Here is an 18,372-nt window from a genome sequence, read left to right on the forward strand (position 1 = left end):
ATGAAAAGCTTTTTCTCCTTTAACAAAAACCAGGTTGTAGTATTGGTTACAGTACTGTTTGTAATAATATTGGGCAGTTTATATTTTTTCATTTATATACCCAACAATCAAAAACGTTTAGAAGAACAGCGTTTTAGGTGCCTGCAAAATATTGAGAAAAACATATATGCTAAAATTAATAATTCAATAGCATTATTGAACAACATACTAATTACCCATGAGAGAAATTCGCCGGCATATGATACCAGCAGGCTAAATAAATATATAGCCAATTATCCGCGTAAGAACTTTATACTACTCCCTGTAGAAAAAATGACGCCTGCTAAAAACGGTAAACCATTTTCGGATAGCATCAGTGTTATAAATTTTAACAGAAAGGAGCTAATTATATATTTAAGGAAGGGACAATACCAGGCTGGCCTTAAGTACACCATTAGCCAGTTTATTGAGCAATTGCTTGTGCGTAAAATATTTGACGAATATATTCTGTTAAAGGATGGCAAAATTATTTATCAAACTTTCCCCAGCGGCGTAACTGCCATAGCTATTGATTCTTTACAAACCGACAAAAGCACATTCTTAAAAAAGGGGCATGTTAAAGGTACCCACATGAGTGGTATAGATTATAAGCTTTTTGCTCAGCAACTAAGTCTTAACGAAGATTCTGTACTTACAATGGCCGGTTTGTTAACAAACAGCAATTACAAGTTTGAGCGTACAAAACTTCCCCAAAATATTGTGCTCCTGCTTTTAATATCGGCAATGGGGGTGATAGTGGCAATGCCCTGGATAAAACTCTACCAAATGGGTAACCAGGACAGGCTCACTGTAATGGATGGGATGTTTTCGTTCGCTGTTTCAATGCTTTTAATGTCGCTTATATTTTTTTCCTTTTTTAAGTACAATACTTTTTTTAAGCCGGTAATGAGCTATTCTGAAATAGTTAAAAAGAATTTGGCCGATAAAATTGAGGAACGATATACAGCTGAACTTAACAAAACGTATAATTTGCTGAATAAGCTTGACACCCTCAGGCGCGATTCAAAACTTACTTTTGATCTGAAGAACCTTGGTAAAAAAAATGTAGCCAAAACAGATTCTGATAGTCCCCGGCTTAATAATCAATATGGCAAAACATTAGATTCGGTTTTTCAAGTATTTGATCTCAATAAAGTTTATTGGATACAAGCAAACGGATTGGAAGTAAATAACTGGTCGGCGTTGTATGACAGTTCGCCATCGGGAAATTTCGGCGAAAGAGATTATTTTAAAAGCGTAGTTGCCGGCAAAACCTATTTCATGGCCAACCAACTAAACAAGCCATATTATGTAGACCAGATAGTATCATGGACAAGCGGTAAGTTTACCACAGTTATATCTATTCCATCTGTTAACAAGGATGCACTTGTGGCTGCCATAACGGTGAATCTTAAATGTCTTAAACAGCCGGTATTGCCAAAAGGCTTATTCTATTGTATTGTAAATGCGCAGGGTAGTGTGCTCTATCATTCTGATACAACTAAAAACCTTAACGAGAACTTTCTGAGTGAAGTTTTGGATAAACAAAAGTTAAATGGTTTGATTACGAGCCAAGGAAGCGATTTCTTTGAAGCCAGATATTCGGGAGATGATTATAACTTTTACGCCAGGCCTATTCAAAATCTGCCTTACTATGTGCTTGTATTTGAGAGCACATCGTTTAAAAACATGAGAGATATTAAAATATTCTCTTTTAGCTTTTATATGCTCATCGTGTTTTTTTTGATCCTCATTATTCAACTGCTGCTCATATTTATTCTTTGCAGAAAGCAATCTTTTTTTGAAAAACAGTATTTTGATATCTCCTGGATACGGCCAGATTCGAGATACCATCATCAATATAATTTGGCAATAGTTTTAAACAGTATAAACATACTACTGCTTATTATATTTTATAATATAACCAGCTTTTTGCAATTTTTCTTCATACTGTTATTCTCGGCAACGGCAGTTACCCTATTTTTAAATATTCTGTATTCAGACAGTTATAAAAAACTTGAGCCGTTGAAATATTCTGAAAAGAGAAAAGGGAATGCTGCCTTACTAACCATAATTATAGTTATAAACTTTATTGCTTTGATCATGATACAGAGTCAGGCGTTACTGTTTTTATTGTTTGAGGCAATATTGATTAGTATTTCATGGGCGTTTGTAAAAATATCAGTAAGGCTATTTGGGGGCTTAAGACGGATAAAGCACAGGCTTTCGGCAGGTTCCTGGGATTTCAGTTCCAGCTACTCCTTAATGATAGTTACCCGGTTAATTATTACGAGTGGCATACCTGTCGCACTATTTTATACTTCCTCATATAACTATAACGAAAGGTTAACATCCAGATATAGGCACACGTTTTTTATGCAAGAAGTTGTAAAAAAATTATCGACGCCAAATAACAGTTCGCTCATTAAATTAAAGAATGTTTATGCCGACGATGTTTGGATAAAAGATATAAGTATTAATTCGAAAGCCCTTCCAAAACAAGAACCGTCTTATGCCGGGATAAAAACTGCATGGTTATTTAATAATATGAGCTATAACAACCTTGATAAAAGTAGTATAGACGAATTTTATAATAACCATCCCGGAAACTCTTTAATATTCAACAGTTTGTTTGACAACAAACCTGCATCTACTTCTTATTTGTTGCCATCGGGCAGGTACCTTACGTTAACATCCGCCAGGCTAAATTATATGCTGCCACATATATTACCACTAACTAATTATGGTATAATGTATTGGTTTCTCTTTATCACATCGCTTTTTATTTTTTGGCGGATACTACATCTTATCATTCGTAAATTATTTGCCTTAAATCTTCCAAAAGAATCTGGCTGGCAAGATATTGATCAGGTTCTTATAACACACTCCAAGCTAAATTCATTGCTATTTATCATCGGCTCTCCCGGTTCAGGTAAATTGGAAAAAATTAAGCAGTTGATAGCGGATAAAAAGATTTACGGAAAGGATGGTAAAATAGCTGTACTTAATGAAAACGACAACTCGTTAGGGAATGTATTAATAGTAGATATGATATTTATTCCTGATAATGAAGAAGCCTTAAAAACCAATTGTGATTGGATCAATATCGCTAAATTAGCTTTAAATGGAGATTTTTCACTTATTATAGTTAACCACTTTGAATACGATATACAAAGCGCTTTAACCAACTCTATAAAGTTAAACTTCTTAGAAAACCTGTTGCAGAAGAACAGAGGCAAAATATTTATTACTTCTACTGTGCACCCGGTAAACTTTCTTGAATCGCTTAATGAAAGAACTTTACGACAATCTGATGGAAGAAAGCCCGAGCATGACCTGGAAAGATGGCATGTACTATTAGGGCATTTTAAGATAATTATAGATAGGCTCGTTACAAGTAACCTACCTATATCAGATGATCTGGCTGTCTGGAAAAAGGTATTGTTGCAAGAAACCAGTCATACGCACTTCTTAAACAAAATGCAGGAACCATTGGTAACTATGCTCGAAAAATTAGATGAAACTAAGCCCCACTACCTCGATGGCGATTCCCTTGCTTTTAAAATGCAGGTTACATCTCATTATTTTTACATGTACATATGGCAATCGTTAACAAAGGAAGAAAAGTTTTTGTTATATGACCTGGCTGAGGATAGCCTTGTAAACTCATATGACGATTATAACCTCACTATGCTGGTAAGCAAAGGGCTAATTATACGAAAAAACGGTGCGTTACATTTATTCAATAAAGGCTTCCGGAATTTTATTCTTACCGCTATCGGAACATCTGAAGCAATGCTGATACGGAAGCAAATAACAGATAACGGTAACTGGAACAAGCTTAAAACGCCGTTAATGATATTGATTGTTGCGGTTTTAGCGTTTCTCTTCGCATCTCAACAAGAAACCTATTCAACTATAATTACCTATTTAGGTGTTTTAACAGCAGCATTACCGGCTGTGCTTAAGTTTGTTACTATGTTTGAAAGTAACGGCCAAAAAGCGGCTTGATAAATTTATATTATACTGTAGGCGGCGGCAAACTTTATCAGATCAATTATACCTTTAATGTCCAGTTTGTTCAAAATGTTCTTCCTATGATTATTTACGGTATGTAACGATATAAAAAGAGTATCTGAAATATAACGGCTGTTATACCCACTGACAATCAGCTTTATTATCTCCTTTTCGCGTTTGGTGAGTAAAAGATATTTAAAGTAATTTTTCTGTGCAAATTCATTTTGCTCGCAAATAGAATTGATTTTTTTAGATGCATACGAGATATTATCAACTTCTATGGCAACATTTATTAGTTTGAGGTTTTCGCCGGGAGCGAAGGGCATGAAAAGACGGACATTGCTCAAATACCATTTATAATCGCTGTTTTTATCGGGCCTTACCCGTTGAAAGAATGAGTATATAAGTGACGGATCGCCAAGTTGTAGAAACTTTCTAACCTCGATCTTTAAAATCTCGATCTCTTCGGGCGGGAAAAACATATCAAAATAAGCAGGCCCCAGGCTGTTAAGCTCCTCCTTACAACGCTTTAGTATGCGACAGCCATTGTCATTCATATACAGGTTAGTAAGCTCGTCCAGATCCTGCACCATAACGCTGCCGGGAATTAAATTGCCTACGTCTTCTATGTCCAGTTCTTTGGTGTCTATTTTATTGTTTAACGAAAATAAAGCAGATTGACAAGCGATATCTTTAGGTAGATTTGCATGTAAACTAATACTCATAGCAATTAGAATTTACAGGTAAAAAAATAAAAAATCGCAAGTATTTGATCGGATACGCAGATGGTAGACTGCAAAGTCTAAGTTAATGAAAATTCCTTTAATTGTATCACGAATTTTACAAAAAAAATATTTTTATTTTTTTTTGTAATCCCAGATTGTGCTGTACTGTGAAAATTATGCTTCTAGCTGGTGATGAACACTTTAGTTTATATGAGCCCACAAGTATAAAATAGAATATAATATTATCTGTTTTTTAACGTATTTATTGCTGTATTAGAAACATTAGATGTTGATTTTTAACATTGAATTTACCTATGAAATACAGAATAAAATTAGCCGACGGTACTACCCAGTTAATACAGATCACTACCGACTTTTACAAAAGCTGGAAAGTATGGAAAGTACAATTAGCCGACGGTAAAGCAGCTATGCTTTTTAAATCGGGCAACGCATGGTTACAAAGAAATGAAGATATCCTGGATAATTATCTTTTAACCACTATAGGTAAATGTATTGACGAGGTCATACTTGGTAAGAACCGTTTAGCACTTTAGGATACTTTGATCACCATTCCTTTTACCGCCTGAAGCAATTCTTGTGTAATAGCCCGGGTATAGGTATTGATCTCTTGCTGAAATGCGCTAACCGAAGCCCGCTTCTTATCTCTTCGAGTCGCGTTTCCCAGTTACCGGCTAGTTCGGCTTGTGCAATTTGCCGGTGTTTAACAACTTCATAAGCCGCAAGGCCGGTTTCGGTAGGAACCAGGTTTTTCTTCTCTCTTGAAATGTAATTGCGTTTTAGCAAGGTTTCTATCATGGCCGCCCTTGTAGCCGGTGTACCCAGGCCGCTATCCTTCATAGCCTGCCGCAGTTCCTCGTCGTCAATTTCTTTTCTGGTATATTACATAGCGGCCTGGTTAACTTTTCCGTCCGTTTACTCATATCTGTTGCATAACTTGCCCTTCCCAAAAAGTATGATAGTTCAAAGTATTCGCTTTTAGCCGTTACTTCGTAAAGTACTACGCCAATATCCATATCTCGTTTGTTGATCGTAGCCTTAATTTCACCGCTAAACATTCCGTTTACAGCTGTTGGTTTATCAAAGGGCTGGCTGAAGAAAAAATAACCGCTGCTATGATCAAGTTCTTTTTTTATGATGGGATACGGATAATAATCATTATTAGTGCTGGTTTTGCGGTTGGTCAAGTCAACCTGTTGATCGAGTGCGCCCCGCGAATAATCATTTTGATAAGGCACCTGGTTTTGCCAGTATTTATCGTAATCCGGGTGTTTAAGCCAACATTGCAGCCATGAGTTAGGTGTGCCGTCAACACTGTCTATCTTACGGTAAGCGGCCCCGCTTGCGTACCAATTATCAGGCAGGGAGTGCCAGCGTTTTTGGTCGTAGTAAGTTTTATTGTCAAGGTATTTATTGTTTGTTGTATAAAATGCCCAGCCATAGTTTGCTTTTATAAATACGTTATTCTCCATGGGCAGCCCCAAGCCGGGGATAGCAGCTACGTAAGGCACAATGGTTTTAAGCGCCGGGTGATGGTATTTTGTGGCTGCCCACTGTGTAAAGCCATTATAACTGCCGCCATCTTTTTTAGTTAGACTGTTTTTTCACTTTTGGTGAGACTGTAAGAAAGGGCTTTTCTTGCCGTTAACTGTTCTGCAGATGGTAGTTTTATTTTGCTCGATGAACCGTTTACTCATGTCTCGGCGGTACAGGCAGAAATGTTTAAGGATGTTGTTCGTAAATGTACCAGGTAAAAGATATCATTGTTCCGACGGAAGCACTAAAGCTTATCAAAAACTCCGATGATCTGATCAGGTACGGGTTCATCAATCACATTATTTAATTATTAGACTGTGTAACTTAAAGCCTGAAATTAGGGTCTATTAGGTATAGTATTTAATGTGATGCCTAAGGTTTATCTGTTGGTCCTTTTCTTAATTTTCTGTAGCTTCGGTGCAGCGGGAAGTGAGAAAGTGACTATTGGCGGCATCACTTTTAAAAATGCAAGACCTGATCCTGATCCCTCACCAACCGGCGATTTCAAAACATTGGTCGTTCCGATAAAAAGAGCCGGAAACCTCATCATTATTGAAGCCCAGATCGATACCCTTGAAGGCAATTTTGTGTTAGACACCGGCGCGCCGTACCTGATTTTAAACGAAACCTATTTTAGATATCTGCCACACGTAGCTGAGCAGGAATCGGCAGGGGTTAACGGATATGCCAACAGTTCATTTACAACTTATATCCGTAATTTTAACATCCTCGAATTGCACTATCCAAAGCTCAGAGCCGATGTTACCGATCTGTCCTCTATCGAAAACAGTAAAGGGATCAAAATATTGGGGTTGCTGGGTACCCGGTTATTTTCAGATTTTGCCATTACGGTCGATCTGTTCCGTAATACGCTATATATCCAAAAGCTTGATGAAAACGGCAATATTCCCCCGGTTGAGAAAGTATTTCACGACCGGTTTATGATAAGCCCTTTCCGCATGCTTAATGATGTTATTTTAATGAAGGGTACTGTTGACGACAATTCGCTTTGGTTTGTCTTCGACAGTGCGGCCGAAACCAGTTTGCTCGATTACAGGCGTTCAAAAAAACTGATCCCCGATATGGAGGTCATCAGCCGTTCAAAGATTATGGGGATTGGCGGTACTTCTATCGAGGTGATCTATACCCGTTTTGATAACCTGGTTGTGGGCGACCGTAAGTACATGAAAAATCGTATCCTGATCACCAACCTCGAAAAAATGGGGAACGCTTACGGTTATACAATTGACGGTGTATTGGGTTACGATTTCTTTGTGAGGGGCATATTCACCATCAACTTTGTTAAAAAAGAATTTGAAATGTACATTTACAATAATCAGTAATGAAAAGAGGGGCCTATACAGTTATTGTTTTTTTTGCAATGGTTTGCATGGCTTTGTCTGCAAGCGCGCAAAAACGCGGTAAGCTGGTTATGGGCGGCGATAATCTAAGGCTGCTTATTGATATGCGCTCGTCAAAAGTGGAGGTCGATAGTCTGCTCAAAAAGGCGGGGTTAAAAGGTGCAAACGTCGCCGCGATTTTAAAAGGTGATTTCACTGCCTTGCAAAAAGACGGCTGGACAATTGCCGGAAAGCAGGGAAATGTTGTAGAATTTGACAGGCCGCTTGAAGCCCTCAATCAAAACCCGCAAACCAAACCTTACCTGATAACTACTAAAATAGATAACGAGGATGACGGATCGCCGGGATATCCCGCAGACGTTAATTTTGGCATCAACAATTTTGCTAAGGTTACCGTGCATGAATTACCATCGGGTTTAACCCGGTTCTTTTTGCCCGGTTATTTACAGAATAGACGGGCGTTGCTATCAGGCAATTTCAATAACTGGAGCACCCTTAAAGGTATCATGGCCAAAACCGACAGCGGCTGGATTGTCGATGTAAAATTAAAACCCGGCAAATATGAATATAAGTTTATTGTTGATGGCCATTGGATCAATGATCGTTATAATAACCTTGTAGCCGATCATGATGATAACTCCATCTATTTCAGGTATAACTACACTTTTAAACTGAATGGTTATGCAAATGCCCATAAGATAACGCTGGCCGGAAGCTTTAATAACTGGGATGCCAATAGTATTGTCATGGAAAAACGAGGTGGTGTTTGGCAGAAGCATCTGTATTTACATGAGGGTACCCAGGCTTATCGTTTTTTGGTTGATGGTAAATGGATCACCGACCCAACCAACCCAAATAAGGTACAAGGTGATGATGGGATCACAAACTCCATACTGAACCTGGGCGAAAAGGTAGTGTTTAAGCTTGACGGCTATACCGATGTAAAAAAAGTACAGGTAGCCGGAGGCTTTAATAATTGGGAGCATGGCAAAATTCCGCTTGTTAAAACCAAAACGGGCTGGGCCGTATCCCTCATCATCCCGCCTGGTAACTATGGGTATAAGTTTATTGTGGATGACAACTGGATGACCGACCCTAAAAATCCGCGTAACATGGAGGAGGGAGGCATTGTTAACTCATACATTTCGGTAAAACCCAATTATACATTTAAATTGAGCGGCTTTAATAACGCTAAAAGCGTGCGCCTGTCAGGCAGTTTTAACAATTTTGATGAATTGGGTTATACCATGGCTTTTAATGGCAGGGAGTGGACGGTGGATGTAAACCTAAAACCCGGCAAACAACTGTATAAGTTTATTGTAGATGGAAAGTGGATGATAGATCCGGCCAATAAACTTTATGAACCTAACCAATACAATTCGGGCAATTCCGTTTTATGGATCGAATAGAATGGAGCTTTACGTAGAGACGCATTACATGCGTCACCTATAGGACAGCCTCTTTGTAAGTCACTAACCATGAATTTGCACGCGGAAGACGCGTGTGATGCGTCTATTAAACAACTGTCTCATTAAACATGAGGAAAGTGTCTCATTAAAAAAGAAAAATCACATTGCCAATGCACCATTTTTTGCGATTTTTGATGCACCACGAGCAAGTATTATTTAATGCGTCCGAACGATGAATATTTAAGATGCTGCTTATATTTGGGTTATAAATTGCATTGTAAGCAGGAGCGCATTCAAAAAGAGTAATGATAAAATGGCAAAACCGGACCCTATAATAGCTGTAAAAGATATCCGGGCCAGTTCTCAATGGTATCAATCCGTATTTAACTGGAAAAGTTTGCATGGAGGCGACCACTTTGATGTTTTGGTTGCTGAAAATGATGAAATTGTCCTTTGTCTTCATCCATGGGGCCGGGATGGGCATCCCACCATGACAAATCCAGGTATCACCCCCGGAAACGGGCTGATCCTTTATTTCAGGACGGATAATATGCGCGCCATACGACAAAATGTTGAAAACATGGGTTACGCTGTTGAGGAGGACATTCACCTTAACCCTAACTCGTCGAAACTGGAATTTTCATTGCGAGACCCGGACGGATATTATCTGACGATCAGCGAATTTCACAAGTATGAAGGTTAGATTAAATAATACAGCGATAATTGGCCGGCAGGAATTTGGTTCAAAAAGCCCGTCCGTTCAACCTCCCGGGTTTCTTACTTGCGAAGTTTTCCATACCTCGGAAACAAGAGATTAGTAAAAATGACCAAAAACAGGTCGAAAAAAGTGCTACTCATTTGTTACTGAAAGTTCGTAACTAACTGATATTTTCCTTCAGTGTCAATGAAATGTGCCATAAATCCATTCGAACCGATCGATGTTTTGGGCAATGCCACTTTATCACCAGTTTATTTTACGTGATAGTGGTCCACTTAGATATTCACCGCCATTCAGGTAGATTAATGCTCGTCCATATTATGCATGATTTTTGCCAGTAGGGACGTCAGGCTCTTCAGTTCGGTTTTTGTGAGTGTTTTAGAAACCTTTTGCGCAACTGTTTCCCTAAAATTTTCTGAGTTGTCGACGATAAACCTGCCCTTGTCAGTAACTATCAAGTGAAAGACCCTGCGGTCTGCCAAGGACTGTTCCTGTTCGATGAGGCCGTTTCCAAGAAGAAATTTAAGCTGTCTGGAGATAGCCGGGGGACTTATACTAAACGCCTTTGCTACCTGTTTGCCCGTACACTTGTCGTGCCGGTAAACGTATTCGATTATGTTGTAGTGAGTTGCCGTTACGCCGTTTATGTCACCCTTTTGCATATTCGCCAAAATAAAGCACTGCAAATCCGTAAATACGTTATAAAATTCTCTTTGATCTTGATCCATGCAATAAAAGTAGTTAACTTTGTTAACTATTAGCAAAATTAACGAAAATGAAGCAGATTACCATATCCAATGCAAGACAAAATAATCTGAAAAATATTTCTGTTGCGATACCTAAAAACAAGATTGTCGTTTTTACGGGGGTTTCCGGTTCGGGAAAATCCTCGCTGGTTTTTGAAACAGTAGGCGCTGAGGCCCAACGCCAGTTTAACGAAACGCAGGGCAGCTTTCTTAGGAATCGCCTCCGGCATATTGGAGTGCCGGATGTAGATAAAATCGAAAACCTGAACGTTCCCATTATAATCAACCAGAAAAGGCTTGGTGGGAATGCAAGGTCGACTGTAGGAACAGCTACGGATGTTTATGCATCTCTAAGGCTTCTTTTTTCCAGGATAGGAAAACCCTTCGTGGGGTACTCAAATGCGTTTTCGTTCAACAATCCTCTGGGGATGTGCCCCGAATGCGAAGGGCTTGGTTTTGTACAGACTGTCAATGTTGATGCTTTGATTGACGGGCAGAAGTCTTTGAACGAGGGCGCAATCCTGTTTCCAACTTTCCAGCCAGGCGGCTGGCGTCTAACCAGATATACGCAGTCAGGCTATTTCGATAACGACAGGAAGCTGGAAAAGTATTCTCCGGAAGAACTGAATATGCTATTAAACGCTCCTGAGCATAAACCCAGGAAACCACATAAGGAATGGAGAAAGACTGTGAAATACGAAGGTATAATACCCCGGATCGAAAAAGCCTTCCTAAAAAAGGAATCAAAGGAATACATCTCCCGGAAAGAGGCCTTGAAAAACATCGTTATAACTAAGCCCTGCCCTGTCTGCGCTGGCAAGAGGCTGAATGATAAGATCCTGTCCTGCAAAATCGGCAACAAAGACATCGCTGACTGCACGAGGCTTTCGATAGACGAGTTGCTGGAGTTTGTTAATTCGCTGGAATCCGGTACTTATGAAACCATACTTGCAGAACTTAGAAATAAGCTCAAAAACATCATCGATATAGGGCTGCAATACCTAACGCTGGACAGGAGGACAGATACGCTTTCGGGCGGCGAAAGCCAGCGGATAAAAATGGTCAAAAATCTTGGCAACAACCTTACGGACCTGCTCTATATCTTTGACGAACCCAGCATCGGGCTACACCCTAAAGACCTGCAGAATATCGCCTCGATCATCAGGCAGATAAAGGACAAAGGAAATACGGTCATGATTGTAGAGCATGATCCCGATCTTATCAAAATCGCCGATTGGGTTATCGACATGGGCCCACAGTCGGGCAAAAGCGGAGGACAAATCGTCTACGAAGGTTCCTTTGAGGGATTAAAGAAGTCAACAGGAAAAACAGGCCTGTATTTTGCAAAAAAGCCACATTCCAATTACAGCCAAAGAAAGGCAAAGGGATACCTGGAAATAAAAAATGGTAATCTGCATAACCTCAAAAACGTCAGCGTAAAAATTCCCCAAAATGTATTGACGGTAGTTACCGGAGTTGCCGGTTCAGGCAAGAGTACCCTGATCAACAAGGTATTGCCCAGGTTTTATCCCCAAATAACTGTTATTGACCAGTCCTTATTTGCCACCGGCATACGATCCAACTTGCTTACGTACCTCGACCTCTCTGATGATTTAAGAGAACGATTCTCCAAAGCGAACCAGGTCTCCTCAAAACTTTTTAGCAGAAACAGCGAAGGAGCTTGTGAAAACTGCAAAGGAATAGGAGTAGAAAAAATCGATCTGGCATTTATGGACGATATAGAACAGCCTTGTGAAGTTTGCGGAGGTTCGGGTTTTAAGCCAGAGGTCCTTAAGTACCTTTACAGAGACAAAAATATCGTAGAGGTAATGGAAATGACCGTTGAGGAGGCGATTGTTTTCTTTCCGGACGAATTATACGCCGGCTCGTTTGAAATGTTGTCCAAATTGGGGTTGAGTTACCTAAGCCTGGGGCAGCGTCTGGATAGTTTTTCCGGCGGAGAAAGGCAGCGTCTGAAATTGACAAGAGAACTGAAGAACTCCAACAAAATCATTGTTCTTGACGAACCAAGTACAGGGCTGCATCCCAGCGATACCCAAAAGCTTTTGGATTTTATGGATGCCCTGGTCGATCAGGGCAATACCCTTATCGTGATCGAACATAACCTGGACGTTATAGCCCATGCCGACTGGATCATCGACATTGGTCCAGGGGCGGGAAAATACGGAGGTTATGTTTTATTCACGGGAACCGTCTCCGCCTTGTTGGAGGATGGCGTCTCGGCTACCGCAGAATATTTAAGGCAGCATCTTAGCATTGACGCTGATTAGAAAAATGCACGCGAATTACGAAATTAAGTATGCGGGACGGTAAATGCTGGATGAATACTTGACGCTCATTGTTCTAATTCCGAGTAATATTAGCATTACACGGGCTATGGTGGATGGTCTTTGCGCTATGCGTAGCGTATAACCTCTTATACTAAGATAACGTTAATCAAGTTTACTACTGCATAACCCAATATGCCAATTCTAGCAGGATCTCCTTCGTTTTTTTTGACAATACCGCCCACCAGGCAAATCTTTAACTGCCCGATGAACAGGAATGTTATTTAGTGAACAAATCGTCTGCAGACCAGGTTGGATTTTTGGCATATGACCTCCAGAATATCTGGTCCAAATCATAGCCAAACTTAGTTTTCCAGCTGCGGGTGTTGGTCAAAATCACAAAATTAAACCCATTATCGAGACGGGCCTGTTCGGTCGCGGTACCGGGCAGACTTCCCGTATGAGCATAGTTATTGCCTGCAATGGCCCAGCCGCACCCATAAGCTGTATTGGCTGTTGAGCCGGTATACATAACGTTTAAGGTTGATGGTGTAAGGATATCCTTACGCACCGGAAATTTATCAATATAAACCAGGAACCTGGCCAGATCGGCAGCTGTAGCGATCCACCCTCCGTGCGAATCCATCCGGGTGATATTGTAAGCATAAGGATCTTCACTATCCTGGCCGTAGTAAGTAACTTCCTTCGGTAGTTTTTGAGCAAGTGTGTTACCGCCAATGGTCATATCTGTAATGCCGATAGGTGTCAATACCAATGTTTTCACCGCTTCTTCATAGGTTTGTCCGGTAATTTTTTCTATCACCCGTCCTAATATACAGTAACCAAAATTCGAGTAGGCGTAGCTGGTTCCCGGTATGTGGTCAAGCGGACGGTTATCTAAAGTCCAGGTGATGAGTTGTGCAGCTGTCATAGTTGGGTTGGTAAACATCGGGTCGTTAACTTCGTTATTCCAACCTCCGGATGTATGATGCAGCAGTTCGTCAACCGTAATATCAGTAATATGCGGGCCGTAGGTTTTAGTACCGTAGGTTTTACCTAGTATACCGCCATCGCCAAATACTTTGTCTTCTAACTTTATCTTACCCCCATCAAGCAGTCTCATAATGGCAACGGCAGTAATCTGTTTTGAAAGGCTCGCTATGCGGTACCTATCGCTGATAGCAGCTTTAACACCCCTGGATTGATCACTTGTGCCATAGGCTTTCAGATAAACCAGCTTTTCGCCTTTGGTAATTGCTACAGATACAGCCGGAACGTTATAGGTAGTCATAAAAGCATTCACCTCATCATCTAAAGCGGCTACAGCAACTTTGCTGGCTGTAAGGGTATCAGTGGTGGTACCTGTTCTCGTGCCGGTGCCAGTTCCTGTATCCGTACCAGTGTCAGTTTTGGTTATTGAAGGTGAGTCCTTCTTGCTGCAGCTGGCAAAAAGCAACAAGCCGGTAACAGCAATTAATTTGGTAAATTTTAATGCATTCGCCGCAAAGCAGCAAATCCCGGCTTTATAAGTTTTTTTCATAGGTAGTAAGTATTTTGTTGTTTAATTATTACGCTTTTCATATGTTATAATGACTTTCAATACTGCTTATCATTTTTATTGATAAGCTTTTTCTTTTTTCTGCTGTCCATAATCAGGGTTACTACGGCATATATGAATACGGCCAACATGGCCAGGATCTCCTGGGTGTTTTTTTTGACAATGCCGTCCACCACGCAAATGGGGCCCAGCACTGTCAGGCAAATAAGGGTCGGTTTTCGCGGCAATAAAATGGCCATGGTAAATAATTTAAATGGTTAGCAAATTTTGATGTGTATAATAACTTATTGTACAACCAGGTCTGCTTCAATATTTAATTCATTACCTGCTTTCACCTTGTCCCAAATGTGTACTTTTATGTGATAGGTCTCCCCGGTTACCATCGGCCTTGCAATGGTGATATCACCACGCAGTTCGGTAGCGTTTGCCGGCGGATAGCCCTGATCACCTGCAAACAGGTCGGCAGCGTTAAGCACCGGAGTTCCGTTTTTATCAGTCACCAAAAGCATCATCCCTGGGAAAACCTTGCCATCTTTAATCCCATAATTGTTTAAGCCAAGCGCTACTATAGCTATTTGGGTATTCAATTGTACTTTATTATCGGTCATTCGTTTATTGGCCGGGTCAATCAATAAAACATCACGCACGATAAAGCCATTGTAGCTGAAAGATAAACCGGTGCGGAAGTCTTTTTTGCGCCTTTGCTATAGTTGCATCCGGCAAATATCAGACAGCTTAATAGCATGAGAAGCGGTATCGCTAAGGTTGTTTTTAGGTTTTTCATTGAAGATAAAAATGTTGTTTTGAAACCAGCCAAGCATGATCACTACAGATTGTAACGCCAGCAAAATTTCTTCACAAATAAACATAGCTCACCCAAAAATTACTTTCGCGTATGTTGCAAATGCTTTTGAATTTGTTGCATTGTAAACCTGCCGTTTCTGAACCTGGCATCTTATTTAGATCTGGCCGCCAGGATGTGCAAGCTGATAAGCACGTCAGGGTAAATGTAAAGCGGTTTTGATGGGTCGTTATAGATGTTCATACCCCACTTGGTACGGTCAAGTTTAAACTTTGCCTCGGTCTTTAGGCTGTCGGCCGTTTGGTCGATCCTTACCGGAAAAGAAACCCCGTGTGTTTCTCCTGTCATGGTAAAATCTCCGGTCATCAGGTAATTGGCACCTTGAACAGCGCTGGTGTCTGTACCCTTATAGGGCGCGACAGCGGTGATGTGGAATTTAGTATCCGGGTAGGTAGCCATCTTAAAGAAGTTAGCGCTCTTAAGGTCATCAAGCAATTGCTGTTTGGCCGGATCGGTCAGGTCATAGTCCATGATAGAGGCAACAGGTATGGTAAAATCCCCGTTCTTAACTGTTCCGTTAGGATTGGTGATTACCGTTCCATTCAGGTCAAAAGACCCGACATGGGAGTGATCGCTTGCTGACCCTTTCCACCCGATCTTTGAGATACTGCTATTAACCACATAGGTCAGCGGTTGCGGCTTGTCTTTAGTACAGGCTGATAACGCGATCAGCAGCAGAATTGATGATGTTTTTTTCATGGTGTTGGTGATTTGATGTTTAAAAGATGTGACAGATATATGATATGCTAAAGGTCAGGCAGCAAAAGAACGCCAAGGTCCCTATTGGCCCTGGTCATCAATTCAAAGAAGGAGGCATCCGGTTTTTCGCCCGCAACCGTGGGGAGCGCGAATGTTGTTGCGGGTCTGCTGCATTGCCTGAACATTTCTTCAAATCCGCCCGGCGTGATCAGCAGGAGCAAGGTTACGGTATCGGTGATTGGCTTAAAAGTATGCGGCACCAGTTTAGGGAGATGTACGAAGTCGCCAGCCTTCGCATGGATATCTCTTTCCCCGGCTTGATATTGGATTTCGCCATCGAGGATAAATGAGCTTTCATCTTCATTACTATGAATATGAAGCGGCGGTTCAAAACCTTTTTTCAAGACACACCTGATCAGCGCAAAAGCGCCCTTCGTCTCTGCCGATGTGATCAGGAAAGTAATCAGGTTTGGACCGAACCAGTGCGAGCGTTCCAGCATTTGTTCGCTGCAAATATGGAAAGGAAGCTGATTTGAAAAGGTGTTCATAAAACTTATTGTCTGTTTATGAACCAAAATTAAAGACGATTATTCAGCGAAAAATCCACCAAATGGTGGATTTTATCCGATCAATCCATAAGCTTTTGCTTTAATGATAGCTTCAGTACGGTTGCCGGCTTCCAATTTTTGATAGATATTTAACGTATGTGTTTTCACCGTGCTCGGCGATATGAAAAGGTCATTTGCTATGATCCGGTTAGTGAGCCCTTTTGACAATAGCCCCAAGACATCAAGCTCCCTGGCTGAGAGCGGATTCAAAAGATAGCGTTCAGGGACCTGACTGATGGCTGGTTTGTTGCCGTTTGATACCCTGGTGTTCTCGATCGCTTTTGCGATAAATACAGCAAGTGTTTTAAGGATTTCCATAGATTGTGGGTCATAGGCATTCTTTTCCAGGGTTCGTACAGAAAGTAATCCGATGACCTCTTTATTGATGAATAAAGGAATATACATCAGCGAAGCAGGATTGATCCCCTGCATTGGTGTAATGGCATGGGGCAGGTATAAATGGTACTCATTTTCATAATCATTGATCAATAATTCCTTTTTATGAGAAAATACCCATCCTGAAAACCGTTCCTCACTATGTGCGTAAATAGAAAAAGCAGGCAATTTCTGGTTGTTTTCCCGTGCCCCAATGTATTCAATGCGCTCAGATACCGGATTATAGATCCCTATGGCAAATGAATAGGCATCCATGAGCTTATTAACATGCTCATAAACGGTATCAATCATCTGCTCAATGGTAAACTCAGAAAGAATGGATGCGCCTATCTGGTTAAGTATCCTCAAACTCACCAATAAAGCAGCCGACTTTTTCTTTTTGCTATTCATTGATTTAGTATCTGCTGCAAGATACGAAAGAGACTTTACCAATTATATTGTACCTGTTTGATGTTCCACCCGAATGTCTTTTTGAACGAATTCTGCGCATAGCGTATGGTTAAAAATGGTTCTTCAGGGAAGACAAAGACACCTAATTTTACTTGAATACCGTTATATTCGTTACACCGCCGTCTGAAAGGATCTCGGTGCCTACCACAAAAGACGATTCGTCGGATGCAAGGAATACCGCGGCTTTCCCAATGTCTGACGGCTGGCCAATTCGTCCTATTGGTATCAATCGAGGGTGTCATCATATTAGGCGTTCAAAGGATGCCGACCCGTGTTAAGAATGGATTTACGCCAGTTTTTATTGCCTTGTAATTGTAGTCGTCGCATTCACTGTATGTAGGCCGGTAATTGATTTCAGGCTTCAATTACAAACGCTTTCAACTCAGCCATCTTGCCATCTTTAAATCTCCATACATCACAATATTTATAATGAACCATTTTACCCGACTTGTCTTTCATGCTTATTTCGCCAACAGCGGTTACAAAATCTCCTTCAGCTATTAAATATTCTACCGCAAATTTCGGGGGCTCTACATATGTTGTTGACATGTACGCTCTTACAGCATTCTTGCCGTCCAAAATAGTGTCGCCAACAAACGTCCATACCGTATCATCTGTACAGTAAGCCAGAAAGTCTTCATACTTTTCGGCGGTAATGGCGGCATTGGCCTTCAATAAGATCTCTTTGTTAGTTAAGTTCATGTGTTGATTTATGAAAAAATCAAAGGTAAAAACCGAAACAAAAAAAACGAGAAAGAGATTGAAACCAATTCACAAGCTGACCAAAAAGATTGGAAAAAGTTCAAAGAAGCTGGCGAAAATAATACCTGCGAAAGATATGGGACGGAGGGAAGTGTTGCGTTCCATGTTGCATATCGGCAAACCAGATGGGGATGATCTCACTCGGGGATGGCCTCTATTTGCTGAGCCGGGTGCCAACCTACCGTAGCCACGGATAGATTG

At 40.8% G+C, this 18,372-nt stretch carries 18 protein-coding genes and 1 pseudogene; 7 read left to right on the top strand and 12 right to left on the bottom strand.

The window, feature by feature from the left end; genetic code table 11:
- Complete coding sequence (locus J2W55_RS03645; protein ID WP_310092086.1) at positions 1–4,029, top strand: cache domain-containing protein; 4,029 nt, start codon at positions 1–3, stop codon at positions 4,027–4,029.
- Between the two features lie 5 nt (positions 4,030–4,034).
- On the opposite strand, the gene J2W55_RS03650 is transcribed toward J2W55_RS03645, so the two are convergent.
- Complete coding sequence (locus tag J2W55_RS03650; protein ID WP_310092088.1) at positions 4,035–4,760, bottom strand: response regulator transcription factor; 726 nt, start codon at positions 4,758–4,760, stop codon at positions 4,035–4,037.
- Between the two features lie 314 nt (positions 4,761–5,074).
- Between J2W55_RS03650 and J2W55_RS03655 the strand changes: the two genes are divergently transcribed.
- Entirely contained in the window at positions 5,075–5,314 is a 240-nt protein-coding gene (locus J2W55_RS03655) for a hypothetical protein (RefSeq protein ID WP_310092090.1), read from the top strand.
- A 22-nt stretch (positions 5,315–5,336) separates the two neighbouring features.
- Here J2W55_RS03655 and J2W55_RS03660 read toward each other — a convergent pair whose 3' ends face one another.
- Positions 5,337–5,618 carry a DNA topoisomerase gene (locus tag J2W55_RS03660; RefSeq protein ID WP_310092092.1) on the bottom strand — a complete coding sequence of 94 codons (282 nt, stop codon included), beginning with the start codon at positions 5,616–5,618 and terminating at the stop codon, positions 5,337–5,339.
- Positions 5,615–6,346 (bottom strand): annotated as a pseudogene (locus J2W55_RS03665) (CocE/NonD family hydrolase); the annotation flags it as partial. The gene J2W55_RS03660 and the pseudogene J2W55_RS03665, both read right to left, overlap by 4 nt.
- Positions 6,347–6,682: 336 nt before the next feature.
- Between J2W55_RS03665 and J2W55_RS03670 the strand changes: the two are divergent.
- From J2W55_RS03670 to J2W55_RS03680, 3 genes are all read left to right on the top strand, one after another.
- On the top strand, positions 6,683–7,657 hold the full coding sequence (locus tag J2W55_RS03670; RefSeq protein WP_310092094.1) for an aspartyl protease family protein: 975 nt from the start codon (positions 6,683–6,685) through the stop codon (positions 7,655–7,657).
- The gene (locus J2W55_RS03675; protein WP_310092096.1) at positions 7,657–9,084 is read left to right on the top strand and encodes a glycogen-binding domain-containing protein; all 1,428 of its coding nucleotides are present in this window, start codon (positions 7,657–7,659) and stop codon (positions 9,082–9,084) included. The genes J2W55_RS03670 and J2W55_RS03675 overlap by 1 nt, the downstream gene beginning before the upstream one ends.
- 313 nt (positions 9,085–9,397) lie before the next feature.
- Positions 9,398–9,787: a VOC family protein gene (locus tag J2W55_RS03680; protein WP_310092098.1), complete on the top strand. Its 390-nt coding sequence runs from the start codon at positions 9,398–9,400 to the stop codon at positions 9,785–9,787.
- Between the two features lie 317 nt (positions 9,788–10,104).
- Here the strand turns inward: J2W55_RS03680 and J2W55_RS03685 are convergent, their stop codons facing one another.
- Complete coding sequence (locus J2W55_RS03685) at positions 10,105–10,530, bottom strand: MarR family winged helix-turn-helix transcriptional regulator (protein ID WP_310092102.1); 426 nt, start codon at positions 10,528–10,530, stop codon at positions 10,105–10,107.
- Positions 10,531–10,577: 47 nt separating this feature from the next.
- Here J2W55_RS03685 and J2W55_RS03690 point away from each other — a divergent pair, with 47 nt between their 5' ends.
- On the top strand, positions 10,578–12,839 hold the full coding sequence (locus J2W55_RS03690; protein ID WP_310092103.1) for an ATP-binding cassette domain-containing protein: 2,262 nt from the start codon (positions 10,578–10,580) through the stop codon (positions 12,837–12,839).
- A 277-nt stretch (positions 12,840–13,116) separates the two neighbouring features.
- On the opposite strand, the gene J2W55_RS03695 is transcribed toward J2W55_RS03690, so the two are convergent.
- From J2W55_RS03695 to J2W55_RS03730, 8 genes are all read right to left on the bottom strand, one after another.
- A complete protein-coding gene (locus J2W55_RS03695) occupies positions 13,117–14,376 on the bottom strand; it encodes a serine hydrolase domain-containing protein (RefSeq protein ID WP_310092105.1) in 1,260 nt (419 codons plus the stop codon).
- Between the two features lie 56 nt (positions 14,377–14,432).
- Positions 14,433–14,633, bottom strand: a complete 201-nt coding sequence (locus J2W55_RS03700; protein ID WP_310092107.1) for a hypothetical protein — start codon at positions 14,631–14,633, stop codon at positions 14,433–14,435.
- A 45-nt stretch (positions 14,634–14,678) separates the two neighbouring features.
- On the bottom strand, positions 14,679–15,002 hold the full coding sequence (locus tag J2W55_RS03705) for a hypothetical protein (protein WP_310092110.1): 324 nt from the start codon (positions 15,000–15,002) through the stop codon (positions 14,679–14,681).
- Positions 15,003–15,349: 347 nt separating this feature from the next.
- Complete coding sequence (locus tag J2W55_RS03710) at positions 15,350–15,955, bottom strand: YceI family protein (protein WP_310092112.1); 606 nt, start codon at positions 15,953–15,955, stop codon at positions 15,350–15,352.
- Positions 15,956–16,002: 47 nt separating this feature from the next.
- Positions 16,003–16,503: a cupin domain-containing protein gene (locus tag J2W55_RS03715; protein WP_310092114.1), complete on the bottom strand. Its 501-nt coding sequence runs from the start codon at positions 16,501–16,503 to the stop codon at positions 16,003–16,005.
- Positions 16,504–16,575: 72 nt separating this feature from the next.
- A complete protein-coding gene (locus J2W55_RS03720; protein ID WP_310092115.1) occupies positions 16,576–17,349 on the bottom strand; it encodes a LuxR C-terminal-related transcriptional regulator in 774 nt (257 codons plus the stop codon).
- Between the two features lie 148 nt (positions 17,350–17,497).
- Positions 17,498–17,638 carry an SDR family oxidoreductase gene (locus J2W55_RS03725; RefSeq protein WP_310092117.1) on the bottom strand — a complete coding sequence of 47 codons (141 nt, stop codon included), beginning with the start codon at positions 17,636–17,638 and terminating at the stop codon, positions 17,498–17,500.
- Positions 17,639–17,763: 125 nt separating this feature from the next.
- Entirely contained in the window at positions 17,764–18,111 is a 348-nt protein-coding gene (locus J2W55_RS03730) for a nuclear transport factor 2 family protein (protein ID WP_310092119.1), read from the bottom strand.
- 10 nt (positions 18,112–18,121) lie between these two features.
- Between J2W55_RS03730 and J2W55_RS03735 the strand changes: the two genes are divergently transcribed.
- The gene (locus tag J2W55_RS03735) at positions 18,122–18,358 is read left to right on the top strand and encodes a hypothetical protein (RefSeq protein WP_310092121.1); all 237 of its coding nucleotides are present in this window, start codon (positions 18,122–18,124) and stop codon (positions 18,356–18,358) included.
- Positions 18,359–18,372: the final 14 nt, after the last annotated feature.

Origin of the sequence: Mucilaginibacter pocheonensis (genome assembly GCF_031456535.1) — a bacterium.
Classification (GTDB): Bacteria; Bacteroidota; Bacteroidia; order Sphingobacteriales; family Sphingobacteriaceae; genus Mucilaginibacter; species Mucilaginibacter pocheonensis.

Bases quoted from the DNA above. Each gene is read 5' to 3' on its own strand.
- J2W55_RS03645 (WP_310092086.1), top strand. From the start codon at position 1: ATGAAAAGCTTTTTCTCCTTTAACAAAAACCAGGTTGTAGTATTGGTT.
- J2W55_RS03650 (WP_310092088.1), bottom strand. From the start codon at position 4,760: ATGAGTATTAGTTTACATGCAAATCTACCTAAAGATATCGCTTGTCAA.
- J2W55_RS03655 (WP_310092090.1), top strand. From the start codon at position 5,075: ATGAAATACAGAATAAAATTAGCCGACGGTACTACCCAGTTAATACAG.
- J2W55_RS03660 (WP_310092092.1), bottom strand. From the start codon at position 5,618: ATGAAGGATAGCGGCCTGGGTACACCGGCTACAAGGGCGGCCATGATA.
- J2W55_RS03670 (WP_310092094.1), top strand. From the start codon at position 6,683: ATGCCTAAGGTTTATCTGTTGGTCCTTTTCTTAATTTTCTGTAGCTTC.
- J2W55_RS03675 (WP_310092096.1), top strand. From the start codon at position 7,657: ATGAAAAGAGGGGCCTATACAGTTATTGTTTTTTTTGCAATGGTTTGC.
- J2W55_RS03680 (WP_310092098.1), top strand. From the start codon at position 9,398: ATGGCAAAACCGGACCCTATAATAGCTGTAAAAGATATCCGGGCCAGT.
- J2W55_RS03685 (WP_310092102.1), bottom strand. From the start codon at position 10,530: ATGGATCAAGATCAAAGAGAATTTTATAACGTATTTACGGATTTGCAG.
- J2W55_RS03690 (WP_310092103.1), top strand. From the start codon at position 10,578: ATGAAGCAGATTACCATATCCAATGCAAGACAAAATAATCTGAAAAAT.
- J2W55_RS03695 (WP_310092105.1), bottom strand. From the start codon at position 14,376: ATGAAAAAAACTTATAAAGCCGGGATTTGCTGCTTTGCGGCGAATGCA.
- J2W55_RS03700 (WP_310092107.1), bottom strand. From the start codon at position 14,633: ATGGCCATTTTATTGCCGCGAAAACCGACCCTTATTTGCCTGACAGTG.
- J2W55_RS03705 (WP_310092110.1), bottom strand. From the start codon at position 15,002: ATGACCGATAATAAAGTACAATTGAATACCCAAATAGCTATAGTAGCG.
- J2W55_RS03710 (WP_310092112.1), bottom strand. From the start codon at position 15,955: ATGAAAAAAACATCATCAATTCTGCTGCTGATCGCGTTATCAGCCTGT.
- J2W55_RS03715 (WP_310092114.1), bottom strand. From the start codon at position 16,503: ATGAACACCTTTTCAAATCAGCTTCCTTTCCATATTTGCAGCGAACAA.
- J2W55_RS03720 (WP_310092115.1), bottom strand. From the start codon at position 17,349: ATGAATAGCAAAAAGAAAAAGTCGGCTGCTTTATTGGTGAGTTTGAGG.
- J2W55_RS03730 (WP_310092119.1), bottom strand. From the start codon at position 18,111: ATGAACTTAACTAACAAAGAGATCTTATTGAAGGCCAATGCCGCCATT.
- J2W55_RS03735 (WP_310092121.1), top strand. From the start codon at position 18,122: ATGAAAAAATCAAAGGTAAAAACCGAAACAAAAAAAACGAGAAAGAGA.